Annotated in this window: 24 protein-coding genes and 1 pseudogene; 18 read left to right on the top strand and 7 right to left on the bottom strand. The window is 63.0% G+C overall.

Annotated features, from left to right (window positions below; all coding sequences use genetic code 11):
- Positions 1 to 23: 23 nt before the first annotated feature.
- The 5 genes from tldD to BMG03_RS03615 all read left to right on the top strand — a co-directional run bounded on the left by tldD (position 24) and on the right by BMG03_RS03615 (position 7,014).
- Positions 24 to 1,448: a metalloprotease TldD gene (gene tldD, locus BMG03_RS03635; protein ID WP_075775905.1), complete on the top strand. Its 1,425-nt coding sequence runs from the start codon at positions 24 to 26 to the stop codon at positions 1,446 to 1,448.
- A gap of 198 nt (positions 1,449 to 1,646) precedes the next feature.
- A complete protein-coding gene (dprA, locus tag BMG03_RS03630) occupies positions 1,647 to 2,786 on the top strand; it encodes a DNA-processing protein DprA (protein WP_075775904.1) in 1,140 nt (379 codons plus the stop codon).
- Between the two features lie 101 nt (positions 2,787 to 2,887).
- Complete coding sequence (gene topA, locus BMG03_RS03625; RefSeq protein WP_075775903.1) at positions 2,888 to 5,491, top strand: type I DNA topoisomerase; 2,604 nt, start codon at positions 2,888 to 2,890, stop codon at positions 5,489 to 5,491.
- A 185-nt stretch (positions 5,492 to 5,676) separates the two neighbouring features.
- A complete protein-coding gene (locus tag BMG03_RS03620) occupies positions 5,677 to 6,381 on the top strand; it encodes a CoA transferase subunit A (RefSeq protein WP_075775902.1) in 705 nt (234 codons plus the stop codon).
- Between the two features lie 3 nt (positions 6,382 to 6,384).
- Positions 6,385 to 7,014, top strand: coding sequence for a CoA transferase subunit B (locus tag BMG03_RS03615; RefSeq protein ID WP_075775901.1), 630 nt, complete (start codon positions 6,385 to 6,387; stop codon positions 7,012 to 7,014).
- A 35-nt stretch (positions 7,015 to 7,049) separates the two neighbouring features.
- Here BMG03_RS03615 and BMG03_RS03610 read toward each other — a convergent pair whose 3' ends face one another.
- Positions 7,050 to 7,940 carry a lytic transglycosylase domain-containing protein gene (locus BMG03_RS03610; protein ID WP_075776018.1) on the bottom strand — a complete coding sequence of 297 codons (891 nt, stop codon included), beginning with the start codon at positions 7,938 to 7,940 and terminating at the stop codon, positions 7,050 to 7,052.
- Positions 7,941 to 8,296: 356 nt separating this feature from the next.
- Here BMG03_RS03610 and BMG03_RS03605 point away from each other — a divergent pair, with 356 nt between their 5' ends.
- The 13 genes and pseudogenes from BMG03_RS03605 (at position 8,297) to BMG03_RS03545 (ending at position 20,641) form a co-directional block, all read left to right on the top strand.
- The gene (locus BMG03_RS03605; protein WP_099049349.1) at positions 8,297 to 8,548 is read left to right on the top strand and encodes a hypothetical protein; all 252 of its coding nucleotides are present in this window, start codon (positions 8,297 to 8,299) and stop codon (positions 8,546 to 8,548) included.
- Between the two features lie 205 nt (positions 8,549 to 8,753).
- Complete coding sequence (locus tag BMG03_RS03600) at positions 8,754 to 8,975, top strand: hypothetical protein (protein WP_075775900.1); 222 nt, start codon at positions 8,754 to 8,756, stop codon at positions 8,973 to 8,975.
- 103 nt (positions 8,976 to 9,078) lie between these two features.
- Positions 9,079 to 9,948 (top strand): Flp pilus assembly protein CpaB, encoded by an 870-nt coding sequence (gene cpaB / locus BMG03_RS03595; protein WP_075775899.1) that lies wholly within the window; start codon positions 9,079 to 9,081, stop codon positions 9,946 to 9,948.
- 210 nt (positions 9,949 to 10,158) lie between these two features.
- Positions 10,159 to 11,549: pseudogene (locus BMG03_RS03590) on the top strand (type II and III secretion system protein family protein).
- A 17-nt stretch (positions 11,550 to 11,566) separates the two neighbouring features.
- On the top strand, positions 11,567 to 12,214 hold the full coding sequence (locus BMG03_RS03585) for an OmpA family protein (protein WP_075776016.1): 648 nt from the start codon (positions 11,567 to 11,569) through the stop codon (positions 12,212 to 12,214).
- 262 nt (positions 12,215 to 12,476) lie between these two features.
- Positions 12,477 to 13,745, top strand: coding sequence for a CpaE/TadZ family protein (locus BMG03_RS03580; RefSeq protein ID WP_075775897.1), 1,269 nt, complete (start codon positions 12,477 to 12,479; stop codon positions 13,743 to 13,745).
- A gap of 150 nt (positions 13,746 to 13,895) precedes the next feature.
- Positions 13,896 to 15,221, top strand: coding sequence for a TadA family conjugal transfer-associated ATPase (locus tag BMG03_RS03575; RefSeq protein WP_244271021.1), 1,326 nt, complete (start codon positions 13,896 to 13,898; stop codon positions 15,219 to 15,221).
- A 12-nt stretch (positions 15,222 to 15,233) separates the two neighbouring features.
- Positions 15,234 to 16,193 carry a type II secretion system F family protein gene (locus BMG03_RS03570; protein ID WP_075775895.1) on the top strand — a complete coding sequence of 320 codons (960 nt, stop codon included), beginning with the start codon at positions 15,234 to 15,236 and terminating at the stop codon, positions 16,191 to 16,193.
- A gap of 10 nt (positions 16,194 to 16,203) precedes the next feature.
- Positions 16,204 to 17,211: a type II secretion system F family protein gene (locus BMG03_RS03565; protein ID WP_075775894.1), complete on the top strand. Its 1,008-nt coding sequence runs from the start codon at positions 16,204 to 16,206 to the stop codon at positions 17,209 to 17,211.
- Between the two features lie 4 nt (positions 17,212 to 17,215).
- Positions 17,216 to 17,785, top strand: a complete 570-nt coding sequence (locus tag BMG03_RS03560) for a tetratricopeptide repeat protein (protein WP_075775893.1) — start codon at positions 17,216 to 17,218, stop codon at positions 17,783 to 17,785.
- Between the two features lie 27 nt (positions 17,786 to 17,812).
- Positions 17,813 to 18,685 carry a tetratricopeptide repeat protein gene (locus BMG03_RS03555; RefSeq protein WP_075775892.1) on the top strand — a complete coding sequence of 291 codons (873 nt, stop codon included), beginning with the start codon at positions 17,813 to 17,815 and terminating at the stop codon, positions 18,683 to 18,685.
- Positions 18,686 to 18,689: 4 nt separating this feature from the next.
- Complete coding sequence (locus BMG03_RS03550) at positions 18,690 to 19,190, top strand: prepilin peptidase (protein ID WP_075775891.1); 501 nt, start codon at positions 18,690 to 18,692, stop codon at positions 19,188 to 19,190.
- A gap of 140 nt (positions 19,191 to 19,330) precedes the next feature.
- A complete protein-coding gene (locus BMG03_RS03545) occupies positions 19,331 to 20,641 on the top strand; it encodes an ATPase (protein ID WP_075775890.1) in 1,311 nt (436 codons plus the stop codon).
- Between the two features lie 5 nt (positions 20,642 to 20,646).
- Here the strand turns inward: BMG03_RS03545 and BMG03_RS03540 are convergent, their stop codons facing one another.
- From BMG03_RS03540 to BMG03_RS03515, 6 genes are all read right to left on the bottom strand, one after another.
- Complete coding sequence (locus BMG03_RS03540) at positions 20,647 to 20,955, bottom strand: LytTR family DNA-binding domain-containing protein (protein WP_075775889.1); 309 nt, start codon at positions 20,953 to 20,955, stop codon at positions 20,647 to 20,649.
- Between the two features lie 132 nt (positions 20,956 to 21,087).
- Positions 21,088 to 21,501 (bottom strand): hypothetical protein, encoded by a 414-nt coding sequence (locus tag BMG03_RS03535; RefSeq protein ID WP_075775888.1) that lies wholly within the window; start codon positions 21,499 to 21,501, stop codon positions 21,088 to 21,090.
- Positions 21,502 to 21,608: 107 nt separating this feature from the next.
- Positions 21,609 to 22,511: a bifunctional methylenetetrahydrofolate dehydrogenase/methenyltetrahydrofolate cyclohydrolase FolD gene (gene folD / locus BMG03_RS03530; RefSeq protein ID WP_075775887.1), complete on the bottom strand. Its 903-nt coding sequence runs from the start codon at positions 22,509 to 22,511 to the stop codon at positions 21,609 to 21,611.
- Between the two features lie 12 nt (positions 22,512 to 22,523).
- The gene (locus tag BMG03_RS03525; protein WP_075775886.1) at positions 22,524 to 23,402 is read right to left on the bottom strand and encodes a bifunctional 5,10-methylenetetrahydrofolate dehydrogenase/5,10-methenyltetrahydrofolate cyclohydrolase; all 879 of its coding nucleotides are present in this window, start codon (positions 23,400 to 23,402) and stop codon (positions 22,524 to 22,526) included.
- Positions 23,383 to 23,703: a chorismate mutase gene (locus BMG03_RS03520; RefSeq protein WP_075775885.1), complete on the bottom strand. Its 321-nt coding sequence runs from the start codon at positions 23,701 to 23,703 to the stop codon at positions 23,383 to 23,385. The genes BMG03_RS03525 and BMG03_RS03520 overlap by 20 nt, the downstream gene beginning before the upstream one ends.
- 67 nt (positions 23,704 to 23,770) lie before the next feature.
- The gene (locus tag BMG03_RS03515) at positions 23,771 to 25,438 is read right to left on the bottom strand and encodes a formate--tetrahydrofolate ligase (protein ID WP_075775884.1); all 1,668 of its coding nucleotides are present in this window, start codon (positions 25,436 to 25,438) and stop codon (positions 23,771 to 23,773) included.
- Between the last annotated feature and the right edge of the window lie 9 nt (positions 25,439 to 25,447).

Here is a 25,447-nt window from a genome sequence, read left to right as displayed (position 1 = left end):
TGATCGCTATCCGAGGAGAGACGATGACCCAGCCCGACCGTTTCGCGCCATTCGAGGACAAGCTCGACAAGGACCGCGCCCTGCAATTGCTGCGCGAGGCGACCGCGGGGGCCGAGGATGGCGAGTTGTTTCTAGAACAGCGCCGATCCGAGGCGCTCGTGTTCGATGACGGGCGGGTCAAGACCGCCTCTTACGACGCCTCCGAAGGATTCGGCCTGCGGGCGGTGAAGGGCGATGTCGCGGGCTATGCCCATTCGACCGAGATTTCCGAAGCCGCGCTGAAGCGGGCGACCGAAACTGCGCGGCTGGCCGTGGGCGACGGCGGCGGCACGATGGCGCCTCCGCCCAAAGGCACGAACCTGCATCTATATAGTGATACCGATCCGGTCTCCGACACGCCCTTCGCGGCGAAGATCGACATACTGCGCGAGATCGACGCCTTCGCCCGCGACCTCGACCCGCGCGTCGTGCAGGTCTCGGCCTCGATGGCGGCGAGCCTGCAGGAGGTCTTCATTCTTCGGCCCGAGGGCGGGTTGGTCTCGGATATCCGCCCGATGGCGCGGATCAACATCTCGGTGATCGTGGAAGAGAACGGGAGGCGCGAGTCCGGCGGTCATGGCGGCGGCGGACGCTTCGGACTGTCGGGCCTGATCGAACCCGCGCATTGGCAACCCGTCGCGCGTGAGGCGCTGCGGATTGCGCTGGTGAACCTGCGCGCCGAGCCCGCGCCCGCCGGGGTGATGGACGTCGTGCTTGGTCCGGGCTGGCCGGGTGTGCTGTTGCACGAAGCAGTCGGGCACGGGTTGGAAGGCGACTTCAACCGCAAGAAATCTTCGGCCTTCGCCGGGCTGATGGGCCAGCAGGTCGCCGCGAAAGGGGTCACCGTGCTTGATGACGGCACGATCCCCGATCGGCGCGGTTCGATCACGATCGACGACGAGGGCACGCCCTCGGGCAAGAACGTGCTGATCGAGGACGGCGTGCTCGTAGGCTACATGCAGGACCGCCAGAACGCGCGGCTGATGGGCGTCGAGGCCACCGGCAACGGGCGGCGCGAGAGCTTCGCCCATGCCCCGATGCCGCGGATGACCAATACTTATATGCTCGGCGGCGATGCCGATCCGGGCGAGATCCTCGCCGATCTGAAGGACGGCATCTATGCGGTCGGCTTCGGCGGCGGTCAGGTCGACATCACCAATGGCAAGTTCGTCTTCAACTGCACCGAAGCCTATCGCGTGAAGAACGGTGTCGTAGGCGCACCAGTAAGAGGTGCGACGCTGATCGGCGACGGGCCGACCGCGATGCAGCATATCCGCGCCATCGGCAACGACCTCGCCCTCGACCCCGGCATCGGCAATTGCGGCAAGGCGGGGCAATGGGTACCGGTCGGCGTCGGCCAGCCGACCCTGATGATCGGCGGCCTCACGGTGGGCGGCTCGGCGGCGTAATCGTTTCCGACAGATACGGGCGGAACGGTCCATGAAGACCGCTTCGCCCGCGCGATCAGAAGCTACAAATCGGCGACGCCGAAAATTTGCAGTCAAAACGCAGAAAATTCCTTCCAAACGCCGCGCACACCGAGTTTTGGTAACAACTTATTAAGAATAACACGGCAAGAAGGGTGGGCGATTGAGGCGGAGGGCCGGATGGAAACAGATTTGTTTTCTTACCCCACCCCCTTCACCCCACCCACCACGGAAGAAGACGAACTATCTGCTCTTCGCCTCATTCGCTCCCGACGTGTCGGGCCCACAACTTTCCACAGATTGATCGGCGAACATGGCTCCGCGACGGCAGCGCTCGCGGCCCTGCCAGAGGTCGCACGCGCGGCGGGCGTCACCGATTACACCCCTTTCCCCGAGAAACAGGCCCGCGCAGAGATCAAGGCGGGCAAGGCCGCAGGGGCGCTGCTCCTGATTCATGGAGGGCCTGACTATCCCCCCGCGCTTGCGCAGATCGACGATGCGCCACCCGTGCTCTGGGCGCTTGGCCAGCCGGAGCTGCTCACCCGCCCGATGATCGCGCTAGTCGGTGCGCGCAACGCGTCCTCGCTGGGGCTGCGCATGGCGAAGCGGTTGAGCGAAGGTCTGGGCGAGGCGGGCATCTGCGTGGTCTCCGGGCTGGCGCGCGGGATCGATGCCGCCGCCCATGAGGCCGCCCTGCTCACCGGGACGATCGCGGTGCAGGCGGGTGGAATCGACGTGATCTACCCGCAGGAGAACACGACGCTTGCCCGACAGATCGCGGAGACCGGGCTGCGGCTGACCGAAGCCCCGCCCGGCACGCAGCCGCAGGCGCGCCACTTCCCTGCGCGCAACCGGATTATCTCGGGGCTCAGCGCCGGCGTCGTCGTGGTCGAAGCGGCCCTGAAATCCGGCAGCCTGATCACCGCGCGCGATGCGCTCGATCAGGGGCGCGAGGTAATGGCCGTCCCGGGACACCCGATGGACGGGCGCGCGGGCGGCTGCAACGCGCTGCTCCGCGACGGCGCGACATTGGTGCGCGGGCCCGAGGACGTGCTGGCCGCGCTCAATGCGCGGAGAGCGACCGTCGCCCGGACCGCACCCGAACCCAGCCCCCGGCGTTCGTCCGGAAAGCCAGCTCCGGAACCTGCCGATCTGGGCACGAAGATCCTCGAACGGCTCGGCCCCTCCCCCACCGCCGAGGATCAGGTGATCCGCGATCTCGACGTGCCGGCGGCGGCCTTTTCACAGGCCCTCACCGCACTCGAAATCGAGGGCCGAATAGAGCGCCATCGCGGCGGGCTGATCAGCCGCCCGGTTTAAGGCCTGCGGGATTTCCTCAGCGCCAGGGTGCATTGACAATCCCCACCAAACCCCCACATGTTCCGCGCCCAGACCCTTTAGCGCTGAATAGTGAGGACCTTATGGCCGTTGTCGTCGTCGAATCCCCTGCCAAGGCCAAGACGATCAACAAGTATCTAGGGTCCGATTACACCGTTCTTGCCTCCTTCGGTCACGTCCGCGATCTGCCTCCGAAAGACGGTTCGGTCGATCCCGAGCACGATTTCGAGATGAAATGGGAAGTCGCTAGCGACTCGAAAAAGCACATCAAGGCGATCACCGACGCGCTGAAAGATGACGACACGCTGATCCTCGCAACCGACCCCGATCGCGAAGGCGAAGCCATCTCGTGGCACCTGCAGGAAGCGCTGGAGAAGAAGCTCAAGGGCAAGAACGTCTCCCGCGTCACCTTCAACGCGATCACCAAGACCGCAATCCAAGAAGCGATGAAGCATCCGCGCGATGTCGATGCCCCGCTGGTGGAGGCCTATCTCGCCCGCCGCGCACTCGATTACCTCGTGGGCTTCAACCTCTCGCCGGTTCTCTGGCGCAAGCTGCCTGGCGCGAAATCGGCGGGCCGTGTCCAGTCGGTTTGCCTGCGCCTCATCGTCGAGCGCGAGATGGAGATCGAAGCCTTCAAACCGCGTGAATACTGGACGGTGAAGGTGATCCTGACGACGCCGCGCGGTCAGGAATACGAAGCGCGCCTGTCGGTTCTCGGCGGCAAGAAGCTCGAGAAATATGACCTCGAGAACGAGACCGCAGCCGAGATGGCGGTGCAGGCGATCACCTCGCGCGATCTCAGTGTGACCTCGGTCGAGGCGAAGCCCGCCAACCGCAACCCCTACCCGCCCTTCATGACCTCGACGCTGCAGCAGGAAGCCAGCCGCAAGTTCGGCTTCGGTGCGCGCGCCACGATGTCGGCGGCGCAGCGTCTCTACGAGGCGGGGCACATCACCTATATGCGGACCGACGGCATCGACATGGCCCCCGAGGCGGTGATGCAGGCGCGCGATGCGATCAAGGACAAGTTCGGCGACAGCTACGTCCCGAAAAGCCCGCGCATGTACAAGAACAAGGCGAAGAACGCGCAGGAAGCGCACGAATGTATCCGCCCCACGGATATGTCGAAATCGCCCGACAAGCTGAAGCTCTCCGACGATCAGTGGAAGCTGTATGATCTGATCTGGAAACGCACGATCGCGTCGCAGATGGAAGCGGCCCGGTTCGAGCGGACGACCGTTCTCGTCGGCTCCGGCGACGAACAGGTGGAACTGCGCGCGACCGGCTCCGTCGTTGTGTTCGACGGCTTCCTGAAAGTCTACGATCAGGGCCGCGACGACGATGAGGGCGAGGACAGCAACCGTCTGCCGCAGATCCACGAGGGCGAAGAGGCGAAGAAGGGCGACATCACGCCCGAGCAGCACTTCACCCAACCGCCGCCGCGCTACACCGAGGCGACCTTGGTCAAGCGGATGGAAGAGCTCGGCATCGGGCGCCCCTCCACCTATGCCTCGATTGTCACGACGATTCAGGATCGCGGCTATGTCCGCAAGGACAAGAACCGCCTGATCCCGGAAGATACCGGGCGCTTGGTGACGGCCTTCCTGTCGAACTACTTCAAGCGCTACGTGGAATACGATTTCACCGCCGATCTGGAAGATCAGCTCGACGATATCTCCGCAGGCGATCGCGACTATAAGGAAGTGCTCAAGCGCTTCTGGCGCGATTTCTCGGCAGCGTTGGAAGAGACGTCGGAGCTGCGGATCTCGGAAGTGCTCGACAAGATCGACGAGGTTCTGGCGCCGCATCTCTATCCGCCGCGCCCCGACGGGTCGGACCCGCGCATCTGCCCGCTTTGCGGCAGTGGCAAGCTGCACCTGAAGACCGCGCGCTCCGGCGGGGCCTTTATCGGCTGCGGCAACTATCCCGAATGTCGTTTCACCCGGCCTCTGTCGGCGCCCGATGGCGACGATGAGGTTCAGGCACTCGACGGCAAGGTGCTGGGCTATGACGAGGAGCAGGCGATCACGCTGCGTGTCGGACGTTTCGGCCCTTACGTCCAGAAGGGCGAGCCGACCGAGGATGTGCCGAAACCCCCTCGCGCTTCGCTGCCCAAGGGTTGGAAACCCGAAGAAATCGACCTCGAAAAGGCGCTGCTGCTCTTGAGCCTGCCGCGCGAGATCGGCCCGCACCCCGAGGACGGCGAGTTGGTCGAAGCCGGGATCGGCCGCTACGGGCCCTACGTTAAGAAAGGCCGGATCTACGCGAACCTGCCGGAAGTGGACGAGGTCTTCACCATCGGCATGAACCGCGCCGTGGAAGTGATCGCCCAGAAAGCCGCCAAAGGCGGGCGCGGTGCCGCCGCGAAACCGCTCAAGGAGTTGGGCGAACACCCCGAGGGCGGCCCGATCACGGTCATGCCGGGGCGCTACGGTCCCTACGTCAAATGGGGCAAGATCAACGCGACCCTGCCGAAAGAGCTTGAACCGGAAGCCGTTACGCTCGAAGACGCGCTTCCGCTGATCGAGGCGAAGGCGGCCAAGAAGGGCGGCACGAAGAAGAAAGCCGCGCCTAAAAAAACGACCGCGAAGAAGCCTGCGGCCAAGAAACCGGCCGCCAAGAAGACCGCCGCGAAGAAACCCGCGGCGAAAAAGACGGCGGCCAAGAAGACCGACGAGGAGTGAGGCGCCCGCGCCCACGTCGTCTTTATAAAAATATCCCGGGGAAGCGCGACAGCGCGGGGGCAGAGCCCCCTCCCGGCGCGCTCGCGCGCGAAGTTGAACCCAACACACCACCCTCGCCGCATCGCAGCAATTGACTCCCCTCCGCCCCGGCGTCATCTTCACGCGCATATGAGCGGAGGATATCCATGAACAAGATTTACGGTTCCGCGAAGGAGGCTCTCGACGGGCTTCTCTTCGACGGAATGCTGATCGCGGCAGGCGGCTTCGGCCTCTGCGGCATCCCTGAAATGCTGATCGACGCGCTGGTCGAGAGCAAGGTCAAGGACATCACCGTCGCGTCGAACAATTGCGGCGTGGACGGGTTCGGCCTCGGCAAGCTGCTCGACACGAAGCAGATCAAGAAGATGATGTCGTCTTACGTGGGCGAGAACGCCGAGTTCATGCGCCAGTATCTGAGCGGCGAACTCGAGCTGGAATTCAACCCGCAGGGCACTCTGGCAGAGCGCATGCGCGCCGCCGGCCACGGCATCCCCGGCTTCTACACCAAGACCGGCTACGGCACCCAGATCGCCGAAGGCAAAGAGGTGAAGGTGTTCAACGGCGAGCACTACATCCTCGAAGAGGGCATCTTCGCTGACGTCTCCATTGTGAAGGCGTGGAAAGCGGATGAGACCGGCAACGCTGTGTTCCGCAAGACGGCCCGCAACTTCAACCCACCGGCGGCGATGTGCGGCAGGGTCTGCGTGATGGAAGTCGAAGAGATCGTGCCCGTGGGCTCGCTCGACCCTGACTGCATCCACCTGCCCGGCATCTACGTCCACCGCCTGATCCAGGGGGAACATGAGAAGCGCATCGAGAAAGTCACCACCCGCGAAAAGAAGGAGGCCTGACCCATGGCATGGGATAGAAATCAGATGGCCGCCCGCGCGGCGCAGGAGCTTGAAGACGGCACCTATGTGAACCTCGGAATCGGCATCCCGACGCTGGTCCCGAACTTCATCCCCGAGGGCGTGCACGTCACGCTGCAATCGGAGAACGGCATGCTGGGCATGGGCCCCTTCCCCTATGAGGGCGAAGAGGATCCCGACCTGATCAACGCTGGCAAGCAGACGATCACCGAACTGCCCAACACGGTCTATTTCGACAGCGCGATGAGCTTTGGGATGATCCGTGGCGGCAAGATCGCGATGGCGATCCTCGGCGCGATGGAAGTGGCCGAGAATGGCGATCTGGCGAACTGGATGATCCCCGGCAAGCTGGTGAAGGGCATGGGCGGCGCGATGGACCTCGTGGCGGGCGTGAAGCGCGTCATCGTCGTAATGGATCACACCAACAAGCATGGCGACAGCAAACTGCTGAAGGAATGCACCCTGCCGCTGACCGGCACCGGCGTCGTCAACCGCATCATCACCAATCTCGGTGTCCTCGATGTCGTCGAGGGCGGGCTAAAGATCGTCGAATGCGCCGAGGGCGTCACCGAGGACGAGATCCGCGAAGCGACCGAGGCGACGATCGTCAACTGATCGCCTCCATAGGTTTGTTACGGAAAGAGCGGCCTTCAGGGGCCGCTCTTTGCCATTTGGGTGACCCGGAAAACGCAACCGTCGCTCACCAGCTGCGGGCGCGTCGCACAGAGCCCCCGCGCCACGTTCCACGCCGCCAGCACCTTGGGCACGTAGTCGCGCGTCTCCGCATAGGGCGGCACGCCGTCATTGCGCTTCACCGCGTTCTCGCCCGCGTTGTAGGCGGCGATGACCATCAGCGGATCGCGGTCGAATTCCTTCATCAGCCAGTCGAGATAGCTCACCCCGCCCGCGATGTTCTGCGCCGGGTCCTTGCTGTCTTCGACGTCGAACCGCTCGGCGGTCGCTGGGATCAGCTGCATCAGCCCCACGGCCCCTGCATGGCTTTGTGCGTCATGCCGCCCGCCCGATTCCACCGCGATCATCGCCAGCACCAGCGCTGGCGAGACCTCGGTCCCGATGGTCGAACGCAGGATATCGGTGCCATGCGCCCGTGCGATCTTCGCCAGATCGTTGAGCCGCGGCTCGCGCACCCGCGTACCTTTCGGCCCTTGCGAAAGAGCGGAAATCGCCTGATCGAACCGCCCCGCTCGCTCGCCCAGACGCGGCGAGACCTTGTTCCAATACCACGCGTAATGCGCCGGCACGCGCGGCGTCGGCGTAGAGGCCGGAGCATCGCCCGTCGCGCTGTCGTCCGCGGGAGGCGCCGTTTCCGGCTCCCAGGGCTGCTTCGCCATCGCGGCAAGCTGGCGCTTCTGTTCCTCGGGATCGATCTGGATGGTGATGAAGCGTTTGGTGCCCGGCGCGGGCGGTTTGACCGTCTTGGGCTTCACGCTCTTGAAGAGGGGGGCTGCGGGCTCGGCCCCCACGGGCGCGACCACGGCCACCATCGCACTGCAGAGAATCCCTGCGAAAACCTTGCGCATCTGCGCCACCTGCTCACTGCCTCGCGCGGCTCTCAAGGGCCGCTTTGGCCCGACTATCCCCGAAATCCTGAAAAAATTCCAGAAAATCCGCCCCTTTGGGTCCCGCGAATCGCGGTGTGATGACCGGAATCCTGACGCAAAATGCAAATGTTCCAAAAAATTTGGATTTTTATTTCCTTATTTCACAATGGGTTAGATTTCGCGTCAGCCTGAATTTCCATTTTCGCGAAATCGCCTGCGATGCGCCCAAATCGCGCCACGTTCCGGAGGCCATATGTCCCCATACCGCGAGACGGAAACCGGCACGGACGCCAACCGGGACCGCGGGGCAGAGACAAAACCTTAGGAGAGACACCATGATGAAATTCTTCAAACTCAAGAAGTTCCACGACGAAGAAGACGGCGCTGTGACCGTTGACTGGGTTGTGCTGACCGCTGCCGTCGTCGGCCTCGGCGCCGCCGCGCTGGCCCTGGTCCGCACCCAGACCGCTGGCCTGTCGGGCAAGATCGCGACCTACCTCGACGGCGCGGAAGTGACCGGGAGCTTCTCGGGCGACGAAGTCACCGCGGGTATGACCAACGGCGATATCACGACGTACACGCCGTAAGAAACCGCTGAGCGTTTAGCGTATTCCTTGATGCTACAGGTCGCCAAAGGGCGGCCTGTTTCACATTCTGGCCTTTTCAAACCAGCTTTCGCTGCGTTTTTTGGCTCGCGTCATTCTCGAAAATTTCCCGCTACCGCCCGATTTCCGCCATGCACGTCGAGCACCTTCACCGAAAGCAACGCCCCAATTCACAGATGAGGCAATAATGAACAAAGTTTTCAAAAGAATTCGGCAAACGCTACGATGTGAAGACGGCGCGGTGACGGTCGACTGGGTCGTGTTGACCGCCTCTCTCGTTGGACTCGGGTTTATGGCGACCGCGATCATATGGACCCAAACCGCCGGAGTGTCTGGAAAAATCGCGACTTATATCGATACGCAAGAAGTAACTCCACTCTTCTCGGAAGACGAAATTCCGAAAGAGTAAGTCGCAACATATCCGATGTTCGGCCACGGAATCGCCCGAATTTTATGATTATACGCTCTAAACACGGCGATTGTCGCCGATAGACAGACGAAAGGTTGAAAACATGCGACTGATCTTCGTTCTATTCTTGGTTGCAGGCGTCGGTCTCGCGGGCGTTGCCGTCATGATGGCCCAGGGTCAGATTTCTCAGTTTCAGGCCGAGCGTGACCAGCTGGCCGCGATGCAAAAAAACGCACCGAAACTCGGCGACGTGGTCATCGCGCGGCACCCGATGAAATACGGCGAGCACTTCAACGCTGAGGATTTGGCTGTGATAAAGATGCAGGCCAACGCAATCCCGCCGACGGCCTTCCGTACAGTGATTGCGAAAGCCGGAACACCGGAAGCAGAACACGCCGTATTCCTCGAGGGTGAAACGAAAAGCCGTGCGTCAATGCGGACGGTGACCGGACGCGAAGTAATCTTGGCGGACCGTGTCACCCAACCGGGCGAGAACGCGGGCATCATGGCGAGCCTCGCCGATGGTCGCCGCGCGTTCACGATCCAAGTTTCGTCGACTTCGGCAGTTTCGGGCTTCCTGCGTCCGGGAGATTTTGTCGATGTCTACTGGTCCGGCTCAATCAACGGCGAACCCGTCACGAAGTTGATCGACAGCAACCTGAAACTGATCGCGATCGACCAGAGCACCGATCCCGACCGCACCAGTGCGACCCAGATCGCGCGCTCGGTCACGGCAGAAGTCAGCCCCGAGCAGGTCGCGGCCCTGACGCTCGCGCAGAACACCGGTCGCCTGACCCTTTCGCTCGTCGGTTTGGAGAACAGCGCGCAACTCGGCCAGATCGAAATCAACCGCGATGAGCTACTTGGCATCAAGAAAGAAGAAGTCAAACAGGTCGAAAAAGCGCAGGTTTGCACGATCAAGACCCGCAAGGGCACGGAAGTCATCGAGACGCCGATCCCCTGCACGAATTAAATAAATGACAAATATCAGTCGCTTGCGCGGGGCTCTACGGGGCCCCGCTTTCATATGTGACACGTTTTCCACATCAAGAACGACGCTCAATCCATTGATTCTTGCAAAAAAACAGGTCTTGCCGCATTCTTTCCCGCAATAATGGACCATAACAGTCCCTAAGCAGGCAGAAGATTTGCGAGTGGCGTGATCGGAGAGGCAGGGTCACAGATGAAATTTAGAACTTTGATGCAGGCCTGCCTATGTGGCATGGCGTTGAGCATCGCGGCGATTGGCCCGGTGCAGGCAGACACGTTGCGGATCATGTCCGGCGCCACTCAAGCGCCGCTGACCGTTCCGCTCAACCGTGCGGTGGTCGTGGAAAGCGACACGCCGTTCTCGGAACTCTCGATCGCCAACCCTGGCATCGCGGACATCCAGACCCTTTCGGACCGCTCGATCTATGTGCTCGGCAAGGTTCCGGGCCGGACAACGCTGACGATTCTCGGCGCTGACGGCAAGCTGATCTCCAATGTCGACGTTCAGGTGACCCCGGACCTCGCGGAGTTCAAGGAACGCCTCAAGCAGATCCTGCCCGGCGAAAACATCCAGGTCCGCACCGCGAATGACGGTATCGTGCTGTCGGGCACTGTCTCCTCGGCACAGAAACTCAGTCGCGCGCTGGAACTGGCCAATCGCTACGCGCCCGACCGCGTATCGAACCTGATGATGGTGGGCGGGACGCAGCAGGTGATGCTGAAAGTGCGCTTCGCAGAGATGCAGCGCTCGGTCGCGAAAAGCCTCAGCTCCTCGATCAATGCCAGCCTCGGTCCGAACGGCGGCTTGGGCGCGGGGGCTGGCTTCGGGGGCACCACAACGACCGCCTCGAACGCTGCCTCGCAGAGCTACGAGAACGGGATCGGCATCGGCCTGACCCGAGGGACCTTCCAGCTGGGCGTTCTCATTCAAGCGCTTGAGAACAAAGGCGTGGTTCGCACTCTTGCGGAACCCAACCTCACCGCGCTTTCCGGTCAGTCCGCGGATTTCCTCGCCGGTGGCGAATACCCGATCCCGGTGCTCAACAACGGTGACGTCTCGATCCAGTACAAGCCCTTCGGCGTCGAGATGTCCTTCACCCGCGCGTCGTCGATGGTGACGTTATCAACCTCGAAATCGCCGCCTCTGTCTCCTCGATCGACACGGCGAACGGTTACACGAGCGGGACCTTCAACGTCAGCGCCTTCAAGAAGCGCTCGACCTCGACCACCGTCGAGATGCGTGATGGCGAGAGTTTCGCGATCGCGGGTCTGCTGCAGGACGACTTCAACGATTCCGTGGGGCAGATCCCGTGGCTCGGCGATGTGCCGGTGCTCGGCGCGCTGTTCCGTTCGACCGAGTTCGAACGCAAGCAGTCCGAACTGGTGATCATCGTCACGCCGCATCTGGTCTCGCCCGTGAAGGGCGACACGCTGGTGCTGCCGACGGATCGCCTGAAGCCGCCAACCGAGTCCGAGCTGTTCCTCAACGGCAGAACCTCGGGCGGTCGAGTACCGCAGAAGGGTCCTGCCGCGGAAGTCGCCAAGCAGGACTTCTCCGGGTCCTATGGCTATGTGATGGAGTGAGCGAGATGGCTGGGAACATGAAACTGCGCACCCTCGCGATCACCGTCGGAACCGTGGCTCTGCTGGCGGGCTGTTCCGAAGGCACCAAGGTCTTCAACTCCGAGGTCGGCTCGACCACGGAAGGCTCCCTCGGATTCGGCTCCGCGATCGCGCAGAACCAGGCGATGATGAGCGGCAATCAAAGCTACGTCATCAACATGACGCGCAAATTCGCCGCCGACGTGCCGAACACGGTGCATTTCGCCTTCAACTCCTCGGTGCTCGATGCGCAGGCGCGCAATGCGCTGCTGATGCAGGCGAACTGGATCCGACAGAACCCGGAGGTACGCTTCCGGGTCTATGGGCATACCGACCTCGTAGGCTCCGACGCCTATAACAAGGCCTTGGGGATGCGACGCGCCCGCGCGGTGGTGAATTTCCTCGTGTCGCAAGGCATCTCCCGCGCGCGGCTGGAGGCGGTCGTTTCCTTCGGCGAAACGCATCCGCTTGTCTACACGCAGGCTCCGAACGCGCAGAATCGCCGCACCGTCACCGAGGTCTCCGGCTTCGTGACCAAGGGCCGGCCTATGCTGCTCGACGGAAAATACGCGGCGGTAATCTATCGCGACTATATCGCCTCGGCGACAGCCGGCGGCGGCAACAACAATAGCGGCGGCGGCAACTAAGCCACTGAATTCGCTAACCTTGTCGCAACATCGCGGCAAAGGAGACCCAAAGACGGCGGGCGCTTTCAACAAAGCCCGCCGTTTTTCTTTATCGTCTCTCAATATCCCACAATTGAAACAGTCTGGCCCCAATGTCGCCCAGATTAGAAACGAGATTGAGCCTCGACGGAATAGACGCGTCCAGCGAGTCGCGTCCGGTCCGCGGCGTATGAACAGAGTTAACCGAACCGCGCCACGGGTCACGAAAAAGAGGACAGAGGCAATGACTGCAGCAGCTATCATGACTTCGGAGCCGGCCCCGATCCAGGCGTGCACCGTGTCCCGCGATGTGTCGAATTTCGATCTGCTGATCGAGGATATGGAAACCGAGCTCGGCGAAAGCTGGGGCGATCTGACCTTCGATGAAGCGGTCATCTTCCTCGGCCAGCCCGACGCGGAACAGCTCGAGTTCATCGCGATCGCCGTCAATGGCGAAGACGAGGACGAGCTGACCAAGATTTCCGGCATCATCACCGAGGCGAAGGACCGCAACATCCGCGTCATCCTGATCGCCGATGAGGTCAGCCCGATCGCGCTGCATCAACTGTTGCGGCTCGGCGCGGATGATTTCGTCCCCTACCCGCTTCCCGAAGGCGCGCTGCACGACGCGATCGAGCGTCTTGGCCAAGCCGCCCCGCCGGTCGAAGCCGCGCCCCCCGTCCACGCGCCGACCTTTGCGGCGACCGGCAACCACGATGGTGTCGTCCTCCCGGTTCACGGCCTGTCCGGTGGCGTCGGTGCAAGCACCTTCGCGGTGAACCTCGCCTGGGAAATGGCGACGATCCACGACGGTAAAAAGAAGAAGAAAGCCCCGTCGACCTCGCCGAAAGTCTGCCTGCTCGATCTCGACCTGCAATTCGGCGCCGCCGCGACCTATCTCGACCTGCCGCGCCGCGAGGTGATCTACGAAATGCTCGCCGATACCGAGCATATGGACAAAGAGACCTTCCGACAGGCGATGCTCAGCTTCAACGACAAGCTCGACGTGCTGACCGCGCCGACCGACATGCTGCCGCTGGACCTTCTGAGCGGCGACGATCTGGAGCGCCTGATCGACATGGCGCGGGCACATTACGATTTCGTCGTGATCGACATGCCCTCGACCGTGGTCAGCTGGACCGAGACGGTGCTGAACAAGGCCCATCTCTACTTCGCGCTGATCGAGCTGGACATGCGCTCGGCCCAGAACGTGCTGCGGATGCAGCGGGCGCTGAAGTCCGAGGGGCTGCCGACCGAGAAGCTGCGTTACGTGCTCAATCGCGCGCCGAAATTCACCGATCTCAACGGCAAGGCCCGCGTGAAGCGACTGGCCGAGAGCCTCGATATCTCGCTCGAGCTGCTGATGAGCGATGGCGGCAAGCAGATCACTCAGGCCAACGATCACGGGCTGCCACTGGCGCTCTCGGCACCGAAAGTGCCGCTACGCAAGGAATTCCAGAAGCTCGCCGGCTCGCTGGTGGAGCTGAACGAAGCCGTCGAAGCAGCCGCCTGACCCGAAAGGACACGTCCAGATGTTTTCGCGCTACAAGAAAGACGGGGCAAAGCCCACCAACGGCAAGGCCGCCCCCCGCCGCCCGTGCCCGGTGCCGCCAAGCCGCCGCCGATCGACGCTGCGCCGAAGACGCAGGTGGTCCATCGCAAGATGGGCCCAGCGAAGGTTGCTGCCGACCCGGTGGCCGTCGACAAGGAAAAGAAACGCAAACAGCGCCTTCAGGAACTCAAGGTGGAGCTGCACAAGCGGCTGCTGGAGAACCTGAACCTCGCCGCACTTGAGCACGCCTCCGAACGCGAGCTGCGCGCCGAGATCGCCGACATCACCGCCGAGGCGATGACCGAGCTTTCGGTCGCGCTTAACGCGCAGGACCGCCAGGCGCTGCAACAAGAGCTTTACGACGAGGTCATGGGGCTCGGTCCGCTCGAGCCGCTTCTGAAGGACGACACCGTCAACGATATTCTCGTGAACGGCCCGCAGCAGATCTTCATCGAGCGCAATGGCAAGCTCGAACTGAGCGACATCACCTTCAAGGACGAACGCCACCTGCTGCGCATCATCGACAAGATCGTGTCGGCCGTGGGCCGTCGCGTCGATGAATCGAACCCTTATGTGGACGCGCGTCTCGCCGATGGCTCGCGCTTCAACGCGATGGTGCCGCCGATCGCGGTGGACGGCTCGCTCGTCTCCATTCGTAAGTTCAAGAAGGACAAGCTGGGGATTGACGATCTCGTCAGTTACGGCGCCTTCACCGAGGAAATCGCGGCCTATCTGCAAGCCGCCGTCGCGACCCGTCTCAACGTGATCGTCTCGGGCGGGACGGGTTCAGGTAAAACGACGACCCTGAACGCGCTTTCCTCATTCATCGACAACTCCGAGCGCATCCTGACGATCGAGGATACGGCGGAACTTCAGCTGCAACAGACCCATGTGGGCCGGATGGAAAGCCGCCCGCCGAACGTCGAAGGCAAGGGTGCGGTCACCCAGCGCGACTGTCTCAGGAACGCGCTGCGGATGCGTCCCGACCGGATCATCGTCGGCGAAACGCGCGGCGAGGAAGTCATCGACATGCTGCAGGCCATGAACACGGGCCACGACGGCTCGATGACCACAATTCACGCGAACTCCGCCCGCGATGGCGTGGCGCGTCTGGAGAACATGATCTCGATGTCGGGCATCGAGATGCCGATGAAGGCGATGCGCAGCCAGATCGCTTCGGCTGTGAACCTGATCGTGCAGGCCTCGCGTCTGCAGGACGGCTCGCGCCGCATGGTTTCGGTCACCGAAATCACCGGCATGGAAGGCGACGTGATCTCGATGCAGGAAGTCTTCCGCTACGAGCGTCTCGGGCTTGCCCCCGACGGCAAGATCATCGGCCGCTTCACCGCGACCGGCGTGCGCTCTCATTATTCCGATCGGTTCCGGCAATGGGGCTACGACCTGCCGGCGTCGATCTACGAACCCGTGCAGGACTAAGGACACTCCGCCATGGCGACCCCCATTATCTACCTGCTGATCTTCGTCGCGGTTCTGCTGCTCGTCGAAGGCGTCTACCTGCTGGTCTTCGGCAAATCGATCTCGCTCAACAAGCGGGTCAATCGCCGCCTCGAGATGCTCAACAAGGGCGAACGGCGCGAAGAGGTGCTGGAGCGTCTGCGCAAGGAAGCGTCGCAGCATAGCGACGCGCGCTCGATCCCGCTCTATTCGCTGCTGGCAGACAAGGCGCAGAAGGGCAACATCGCGTTCTCGCCGATGGCGCTGATCGGCATCATGGCCTTCGCCTGCTTCGCCGCTTTCATGGCACTCACGCTGAGCTCGGATGCCGGCATCTTCATCCGCATCTTCCTCGCGCTGTTCATGGGCGTGGGCGGCGTTTATTTCTGGGTCAACTCGAAGGCCAAGAAACGCATGGCCCTGATGGAGGAGCAGCTACCCGACGCGGTGGAACTGATGGTGCGCTCGCTTCGCGTCGGCCACCCCCTGCCCTCCGCGATCCAGGCGGTCGCGCGCGAGATCCCGGATCCGCTGGGCACCGAATTCGGCATCATCGCCGACGAGGCGGCCTACGGTCGCAACGTGGCCGAGGCGATCTCGGAAATGGCGGAACGGCTCGACATGCAGGATCTGCGCTTCCTCGCGGTCGCCGTGTCGATCCAGCAGACCTCGGGCGGGAACCTCGCAGAGGTTCTCGACGGTCTGTCCAAGGTGATCCGCTCACGCTTCCGGCTGTTCCGCAGGGTGAAAGCGATTACCGCGGAGCCGCGCTGGTCGGGCATCTTCCTCTCGGCCTTCCCCGTCGTGGTGATGGTGATCATTCAGGTCGTCTCGCCCGACTATTACGACGAGGTCAAAACGACCGCCGCCTTCATTCCGGCCGCGATCGTGGTGTTCCTGCTGCTCGGCGCCAACGTGATCTTCATGAAGGTCATGACAACCATCAAGGTCTGAGGAGAGCCCAATGGATTTCGCTGCCATCAACCAGATGCTGATCGATGCGCTCGGGCCGATGGGTCCGATGATGGCGCTCGCAGGTCTTGGCGGGCTTCTCGTGCTCGCTGCAGTCCCCGCGCTCCTGAAGAAGCGCGAAGACCCCTTTGACAAGATCCGTGGCAATGCCCCGCGCCCGCCGCGTCAGGCACCCAGCACGAACAACGACAGCCCCAGCCAGAAGCTGCGCGACACGCAAAACGACAAACTGCAGAAATACGCGGCCTTCCTCGAACCGCAAAATGCCGAGGAACTGTCGGAGTCGCGCAAATGGCTGCAATCGGCCGGCTATCGCGGTCCGAATGCAGTGCGCACCTTCCACGCGGTTCAGTTCGCGGCTGGCATTGGCCTGCTCGCGCTCGGCTCGCTCTATGTCGTGCTCTACAACTCCAGCGCGCCCGAAGGGCAGGCGATGGGGATGCTGGGCACCGTGCTCTGGGTGCTCGGGCCCGGCGGCGTGGGCTATTACGGGCCGAAATACTGGGTGAACAAGCGCGTGGCAGCGCGCACCGACGAGATGCAGAACGGCTTCCCCGATGCGCTCGACATGCTCCTCGTCTGCGTCGAGGCGGGCCAGTCCCTCGATCAGGGGATCATCCGCGTCTCGAAAGAGCTGAACAAATCCTACCCGGCACTGTCGGAAGAATTCGCGATGGTCGCGCACGAGATCAAGGCCGGTCTCGACAAGGCGACCGTGCTGCGCAATTTCGGCGAACGCTCGGGCGTGCCGGATATCGCGAGCTTCGTGACCGTGATGATTCAGTCGCAGCAATTCGGCACCTCGATCGCAGAGGCCCTGCGCCTCTATGCCGCCGACATGCGCGACAAGCGGATCATGCGCGCCGAGGAAGCCGCCAACAAGATCCCGACCAAGATGACGCTGGGCACGATGATGTTCACCGTGCCGCCGCTTCTGATCATTCTTGTTGGCCCGTCGATCCATGATATGCTTGAGAACTTCAAGAATATGGGCATTTGACGGCATGATCCCGAAGCGCCGCGGCCTGATACTGGCCGCGCTGACAGTAACCGCACTGGCCGCCTGCAACCCGGGCGGCCTTTCGGCTGAGAAACGGGGCGCTTTCGCCCCCGGCACCAACCCCGGAGCGGAGGCGGTCGACGGGCTTCTGGTCGGCCACCGGCTGATGGAAGCGGGTGAATACGAGCTTGCCCTGAAAGCCTATTACCGCGCGGCAGGCCAGCATGGCGCCACGGCGGAAATCCTCTCGGGCGTGGGCTCGGCCGACCTGAAGCTCGGGCGTCTCAACCAGGCGGAACAGATGCTGCGCCGGGCGACCGAAGCCGATCGGACCTTCGTGCCGGCGTGGAACAACCTCGGCGTCGTTCTGATGGAGCGCGGCAAATACGCCGAAGCCGCCCGCGTCTTCAAACTGGCCTTCGCGCTGGACAGTGGCCAATCGGACGCGATCAAGCAAAACCTCACGCGGGCGCTCGCAAAAATCGAGGAGCCGGGTTACGCTGCGCCACAGGACAAGCAGTTCACGCTCGTCAGGAAAGGGGTCGGTGACTACCTGCTGCTGACGAAGCACTGAGGCTCGAGCAAAAAGGACGCAGGTAACATGCGCCACCCGATCTTTCTGGCAGCCTTGGCTGGCTGTGCGATGACTCTCTCTGGCTGTATGGGCAATAACAGCGACGCCGAAGTCGCGCGCGCGATGAAAAGCGTGAATGCCGTCGACGAGACCAACCTCACCGACATCATGCTGACGGTCGCCGACCCGAACGAGGCCGTAACCTATTTCACCCGGCTGTCCAACGACCACCCCGACCGGATCGACGCCAAGCGCGGCCTCGCGAAATCGCTCGTGCGCGCTCAGAAGCCGGTGCAGGCCGTGAAGGTCTGGCAGGAGGTCATCGCCATGCCGGGCGCGACCAATGACGACCGCGTGTCGATGGCCGAGGCGCAGATCCGCTCCAATGACTGGTCCGGAGCGAAGGCGACGCTGGACACCGTGCCGCCGACCCACGAGACCTACGACCGCTACCGGCTTGAGGCGATGGTCGCCGATAGCGAGAAAAAGTGGAAGAAGGCCGACAGCTTCTACGAGACCGCGGCGGGCCTGACCACGAAGCCCGCGGGCATCTACAACAACTGGGGCTTTTCCAAGCTCAGCCGCGGCGATGCGGCGGGGGCCGAGAAACTGTTCAAGGAAGCGCTCACCTACGACCCGACGCGCTTCACCACGAAGAACAACCTCGTACTCGCCCGTGCGAGCCAAGGCAAATACGACCTGCCCGTGATCGACATGACCCAGACCGAGAGGGCGCAATTGCTCTATACGGCGGGTCTCGCGGCGGTGAAGCGCGGCGACGTCAATATCGGCAAGACGCTTCTGCAAGACGCGATCGACACCAATCCGCAATATTTCGCGGAGGCCGACCGGGCGCTGAAGGCGCTCGATCAGGGATCCTCGAGCGCGCTGAAGGGCTGACGGAATGCTCGGTCTTGCTCCGCCTCTGTCGGCGCTGATCTTTCTGGTGCTGATCACCCCGGTTTGCGCCTGGGTGGTCTTTACCGACCTCAAATACATGAAGATCCGCAACAAGGCGGTACTGGCGCTGCTGTTGATCTTTGCGGTGGCGGGGCCGCTCCTGCTGCCGCTCGACGTCTATGGATGGCGTTGGACCCATGCGCTCGTCGTCTTCGCGATCGGCTATATCCTGAACCAGATCGCGCATTTCGGCGCGGGAGACGCGAAATTCGCCGCCGTCGCCGCGCCATTCTTCTCGCATGACCTGTTCGACGTGCAACTGACGATGTTCCTGCTCTGCGCCTTCCTGTTGGCCGCCTTCGCTGCGCATCGCATCTTTCGTGCAATCCCGGCAGTGGTGAACGCGACCCCCGACTGGGTCAGCTGGAAGCGCAAGGACTTCCCGATGGGCTTGGCGCTGGTCGGCACGCTCTGGGCGTATCTGCTGCTCGCGGCCCTCGGCTGATTGTTCGGCCCGCCGATCAGGTATCGCGACGATTACCCTGTTTTTCCAACTTTTGGCCACAATCGCCAGCAAGATTGGCCCGGACCGATCTTCGCCCCGTTTTCGATCAGACGGGACGTATAGCCGAGAGGATGCGCCAGATGAACATGATGACCGCGAATGTCATCGCCCCTGTCCCGCCGCGCGCGCTGGAGGAAACGGGGCTAAATGTCGTGGTGATGCGCGACATCCTCCTGAAGACGATGTTCCGCACCAATACGGACACGGCCTCCGCGCTGTCGAAGCTGGTCTGCCTGCCGATTACCATGGTGCAGGAATTGATCGACATGTGCCGCAAGCACGGTCTGCTGGAGGCGATGGGCACGCTGCACGCCAATTCCGGCGGCGAGATGGGATTCCAGCTGTCCGATAGCGGCAAGGCCCGCGCGCTCGATGCGCTCGCACAGTCGGAATATTACGGCGCGATGCCTGTCCCGCTGACGATCTATCGCGAGCAGGTCAAGCGCCAGTCGATCCGCAACATCCAGCTGACCCGCCAGCAGCTTCTGGGCGCGATGGGCCACCTGATCCTGCCGCCCGACCTGATCGGCCAACTTGGTCCGGCGGTCTCCTCGGGGCGCTCGATCCTGATGTACGGTCCCCCCGGCAATGGCAAATCCTCGATCTCGAACGGTATCCGCGACGCGATCGGCGACAATATCTTCATTCCTCGCGCCGTCGAATATGCCGGTCAGATCATCACCGTCTACGACCCTATCGTACATACCCCCGTCCCCGTCGAGGAGGACGATCCCACCGCCCTGCGCAAGCGCGGGATGCAGTTCGATCAGCGCTACGTCTATTGCGAGCGCCCGACCGTGATTACCGGTGGTGAACTGTCGCTCGACATGCTCGATCTGAAATACAACGCGACCGCGCGCACCTATACCGCGCCGCTGCAGTTCAAATCGGCGGGCGGCGTCTTCATCGTGGACGACCTTGGCCGTCAGGCAGAGCCGCCGCAGAAGCTGGTGAACCGCTGGATCGTGCCGCTGGAAGAGAACCGCGATATCCTCTCGCTTCAGTCGGGCGAGAAGTTCGAGGTGCCCTTCGACACGCTGGTGATCTTCTCGACCAACTTCCACCCGAACGATATCTTCGACAAGGCGGCGCTGCGTCGTATCTTCTTCAAGATCAAGATCGACGGGCCGAACCAATCCGACTATCTCAAGATCTTCCAGATGGTGGCGAAGAAGCGGCAGATGCCACTGGATGAGAAAGCGCTGCTGCACCTGCTCAAGGTGAAATATCCCACCATCGACAATGTCTACGCCAATTATCAGCCGATCTTCTTGATCGACCAGATGATCTCGATCTGCGAATTCGAGGGCATCCCCTATCAGATGACACCGGAGCTGGTGGATCGCGCCTGGGACAACATGTTCGTGAAAGACGAGGTGATCGTCCACTGACGGCGCTACTGCGCGGCCATCCGCTCCGCTCCGGAAGGCGGGAAGCCCGCAGCCTCGACGCGCGGCTGGTAGGTGCGCGAGACAGGCACCTCTTCGCCGTCGGACATCTCCAGAAAGACCCGCCCCTTCTCCTTGCGCATCGCGCGCACCGCTTCGCGCGCCACCCAATGCGAGCGATGGACCTGCAGGCCTGGCGCGCCCTCGGTCTCGGCGATCGCATCGGCAAGCCGGATCAGCAGACTGGTCTGCCCGGCCTCGGTGACCACGTCGACATAGTGGTCATTCACCGCAAGCCGGATCAACGGCGCGCGCAAGTCCGGCTCGAGCCGATAGAGCAGACGTGGCGCGGGCCGTGTCAGAGCTTTCTCGGCGGACGGATCGGCCCCGCTTGGCGCTTCTGTCGTATAGGCAGCGGCATGGATCTCACGCGACCGCGTCCGGCGCCCCTACTCGGGCGCCATCCAGTGCCGCAGGATCGATCCCGCCATCGAGAGGCCAAAGATGTATGCGGCCATGTGGAATATCTCGAACCCGCCGAAATTCGGCTTCTCCGCAAGCAGCAGGACGAGCAGGTAAAGCGGCGCGGTCAGCACGAGAGCCGAGAGACCCGCGAGGGTCGGAGCCTCGTATCGGAAACAGCGTAAACCCAACTTGCGCCGCACGAAAATGCGGATTGCCGCGCCTATCAGAATGCCCACGGCGATACTGGTCGGCCAGAAAACCAAGCGTGCGCCGAAGGACATGGATTCGAGAGAGTTGAACGGACCGGCGGCGACGCCGAAAAGCGATGCGACGATCCAGATCACCGGCAGAGCCGGAATCTTCAACGCCCGCCAATATGTCTTCCAGAATCCTGCCATAGCCGCCACGCCTCAATTGACGCTTGGGTAACGCAAGCATCACAGGTCCGACAACGGCAAAGGCCGTTTTCTCCTGTCCAACCTGCGGAAATCCTTACCTACTTTCGTCAGGCAGTCAAACCCTCGGGTTCGGGCAGATTGTTCGCGCGGCAGCAGGCAGTGACCGTGTTGGCCAGCAGGCAGGCGATGGTCATCGGCCCGACGCCGCCTGGCACCGGGGTGATCGCGCCGGCGACCTCCTTGGCGCTGTCGAAATCGACATCGCCGACCAGCCGCGTCTTGCCCTCGCCCTTCTCGGGCGCGTCGATCCGGTTTATGCCGACATCGATCACGGTCGCGCCAGGCTTCACCCAGTCGCCCGGGATCATGCGTGGACGGCCCACGGCCGCGACAAGGATATCGGCGCCGCGACAGACATCCGCGAGGTTCTTGGTGCGGCTATGCGCGATGGTGACGGTGCAGCTGTCGCGCAGCAGCAGTTGCGCCATCGGCTTGCCGACGATGTTGGAGCGCCCCACCACGACGGCGTTCAGCCCCGAGAGGCTACCCAGTTGATCGCGCAGCATCATCAGGCAGCCCAGCGGCGTGCAGGGTACCATCGATTTCTGCCCGGTGCCGAGAAGGCCCACATTGAGGATATGGAAGCCGTCGACATCCTTCGCGGGGGTGATCGAATTGATCACCTTCTCCTCGTCGATGTGATCGGGCAGCGGTAGCTGCACGAGGATGCCATGCACCGCCGGATCGGCGTTCAGCTTCTCGACCAGCGCAAGCAGATCGGCCTCGGAGGTCTCGACGGGCAGCTTGTGCTCGTAGGAGTTCATCCCGGCTTCAAGGGTCTGCTTGCCCTTGTTTCGGACATAGACCTGACTGGCCGGGTCTTCGCCCACCAGAACCACCGCGAGGCCCGGCGTGATGCCGTGTTCCTCCTGCAGCCGGGTGACATGCTCGGCCACCTTCTCGCGCACGCTCGCTGCGAAGGCCTTCCCGTCGATGATCGTCGCCGTCATTTCATTCCTCCGTCACTCCGCCGCCGCGAAGGTCGCGCGGTAATGGTCCATCTGCATGCGGGTCGCGCGGACCGCGTTGTTCATCAGCGTCGAGACCGTGACCGGCCCCACCCCGCCTGGGACGGGCGTGATCCAGCCCGCCACCTCGGCGCAGCTGTCGAAATCGGCGTCGCCCACGGCGCGCCCCTCGACCCGGTTGATGCCGATATCGATCAGGGCCGCGCCGGGCTTGAGCATTTCGCCGTGCACCAGCCCCGGCTTTCCCACAGCGACGAAAACGGCGTCTGCGGCGCGCGAATGCACCGAGACCTGCCGCGTCATGTGGTGACACACCGTGACGGTGGCGCCGAGCCCCATCATCAGGAAGGCGATCGGCTTGCCCACGATCTCGGAGTGGCCGATCACGCAGACATTGAGCCCTTCGGTCTGGAGCGGCAGGGATTTCAGGATCTCAACCGCAGCGACGGCGGTGCAGGGGCCCAGTTCCAGCTCGTTATAGACGATGTTGCCGATCGAGGACGGATGCATCCCCTCCACATCCTTGAGCGGATGCACCGCCTTTTGCAGCGCCTTGACCGGGATATGTGCGGGCAGCGGGCGCTGGATGATGATGCCGTTGACGCGCGGATCGGCGTTCAGCCCGGCCAGCACGCCCTGAAGCTGTTCGAGGCTGATCGTCTCGGGGTAGTTGCGCACCTCGAAGGCCACGCCGGCTTTCTCGGCATATTTCCTCTGGTTGCGCACATAGAGTTCGGCGGCGGCGACGTCACCTACCGAGATCGAGACGAGGCACGGCGCCCAGCCTGCCTCCGAGAGCCGCTGCGCCTCGGCATAGGTCTCGTCCAGCTTGCCCTGCGCAAACGCCTTGCCGTCAATGATCGTGGCGCTCATCGGGATCTCCCTTGCCCAGAACCTGTTCTTCCTGCCCGATGAAATGCTCGATCATCTCGCGCCAGAGGCGGTCGGCGAGATCGGGATCGAGCCCGGCAGGCTCCGCTGCGGCGCGCACCTTCGAGACCACGTCCTCGACCCGGTCGGGGATGCGTGCAGGCCAGCCATTTTCCTGTTTGAGTTCCGCCGCACGGGCGATCAGCCGGGTGCGCGCGGCGAGCATTTCGACCAGCTCCCGGTCGAGCGCATCGATCGCGACGCGCAGCTCTTCCATCGAGTGTAGTTCGGACGGGGTTTTCATCGACAAGGCTCCCGGAACACTTGCGCCCCCTATCGCAGCTTGGCCCAACAAGCTCAAGACCGCGCGCCTAGAACAAACCCGTGATGCGGCAGTCGGCATCGAGGCCGATCGTCTCCGCAGCCGGGTGCCGGGGGAGGCCCGGCATGGTCATGATTTCACCGCAGATCACCACGACGAACCCCGCCCCGGCCGAGAGCCTCACCTCGCGGATCGGCAGCGTATGGCCCGAGGGCGCCCCGCGCAGCGTCGGGTCCGCGCTGAAGGAATACTGCGTCTTGGCCACGCAGATCGGCAGGTTTCCATAGCCCGCGGCTTCCCAATCGCGCAGCTGGTTGAGAATCTTCTGATCGGCATAGACGTCGCTCGCGTGGTAGATGCGCGTGGCAATGGTCTCGATCTTCTCGATCAGCGGCATGTCATCGGGATAGAGCGGCGCGAATTGCGAAGGGCGCTCGGTAAGCGCGACGATCTTCTCGGCCAGCGCCTCGGCTCCGGCGCCGCCTTCCGACCAGTGTGTGCATAGAACCGCCTCCACGCCCTGCGCCTCGGCGGCGGCGCGCACCGCTGCGATCTCGTCCTCGGTATCGGCGGTGAAGCGGTTGATCGCGACCACGACCGGTACGCCGAATTTCTTCATATTCGCGATGTGACGGTTGAGATTAGCGCAGCCCGCCTCGACCGCGGCAACATCCTCCGCGCCAAGATCCGCTTTAGCGACACCGCCATTCATCTTCAGCGCCCTAACCGTCGCCACGACCACAGCAGCACTCGGCGTCAGTCCGGCCTTACGGCATTTGATGTCGAAGAATTTCTCAGCACCCAGATCGGCGCCGAACCCCGCTTCGGTCACGACGTAATCGGCCAGCTTCAGCGCGCTTTGCGTCGCGATCACCGAGTTGCAGCCATGCGCGATATTGGCGAAGGGCCCGCCATGGACGAAAGCGGGAGTGCCCTCCAGCGTCTGCACGAGATTGGGCTGCAGCGCCTCTTTCAACAGCACCGCCATCGCGCCGTCGGCTCCGATCTCGGCGCAGGTCACCGGCGAGCGGTCGCGCCGATAGGCCACGACGATCCGACCGAGCCTCTCCTGCAAATCCGTCAGGTCGCGGCTCAGGCAGAGGCAGGCCATGACCTCGGAGGCGACGGTGATGTCGAAGCCGGTCTGGCGTGGGAAGCCGTTCGAGACGCCGCCGAGGCTGACGACGATGTCGCGCAGCGCCCGGTCGTTCATGTCGAGCACACGCCGCCACGTTATCCGGCGCGCGTCGATCTCGAGCGCGTTGCCCCAATGGATGTGATTGTCGATCATCGCCGCGAGCAGGTTATGCGCCGCGCCGACCGCGTGGAAATCGCCAGTGAAATGGAGGTTCATCGACTCCATCGGCACGACCTGAGCGTAACCGCCCCCCGCGGCCCCACCTTTCATCCCGAAATTCGGGCCGAGCGACGCTTCGCGCAGGCAGATCGCGGCGCGCTTTCCGATCCGGGACAGCCCGTCGCCCAAGCCCACGGTCGTCGTCGTCTTGCCCTCGCCCGCGGGGGTCGGCGAGATCGCTGTGACGAGGATCAGCTTGCCGGTTTCGCGCCCATCCAGCCCAGCGACGAACTCCGCCTCCAGCTTCGCCTTGTCGCGACCATAGGGGATCAGGGCGTCTTCAGGAATGTCCAGTTTCGCTGCGATTTCCGGCATCGGGCGCAGCGTGGCGGCACGGGCAATATCGAGATCACTGGTCATCTGGTCCTC

The organism is Thioclava nitratireducens (assembly GCF_001940525.2).
In the GTDB taxonomy this organism is placed as follows: Bacteria; Pseudomonadota; Alphaproteobacteria; order Rhodobacterales; family Rhodobacteraceae; genus Thioclava; species Thioclava nitratireducens.
This window is presented reverse-complemented; position numbering and strand designations above follow the sequence as displayed.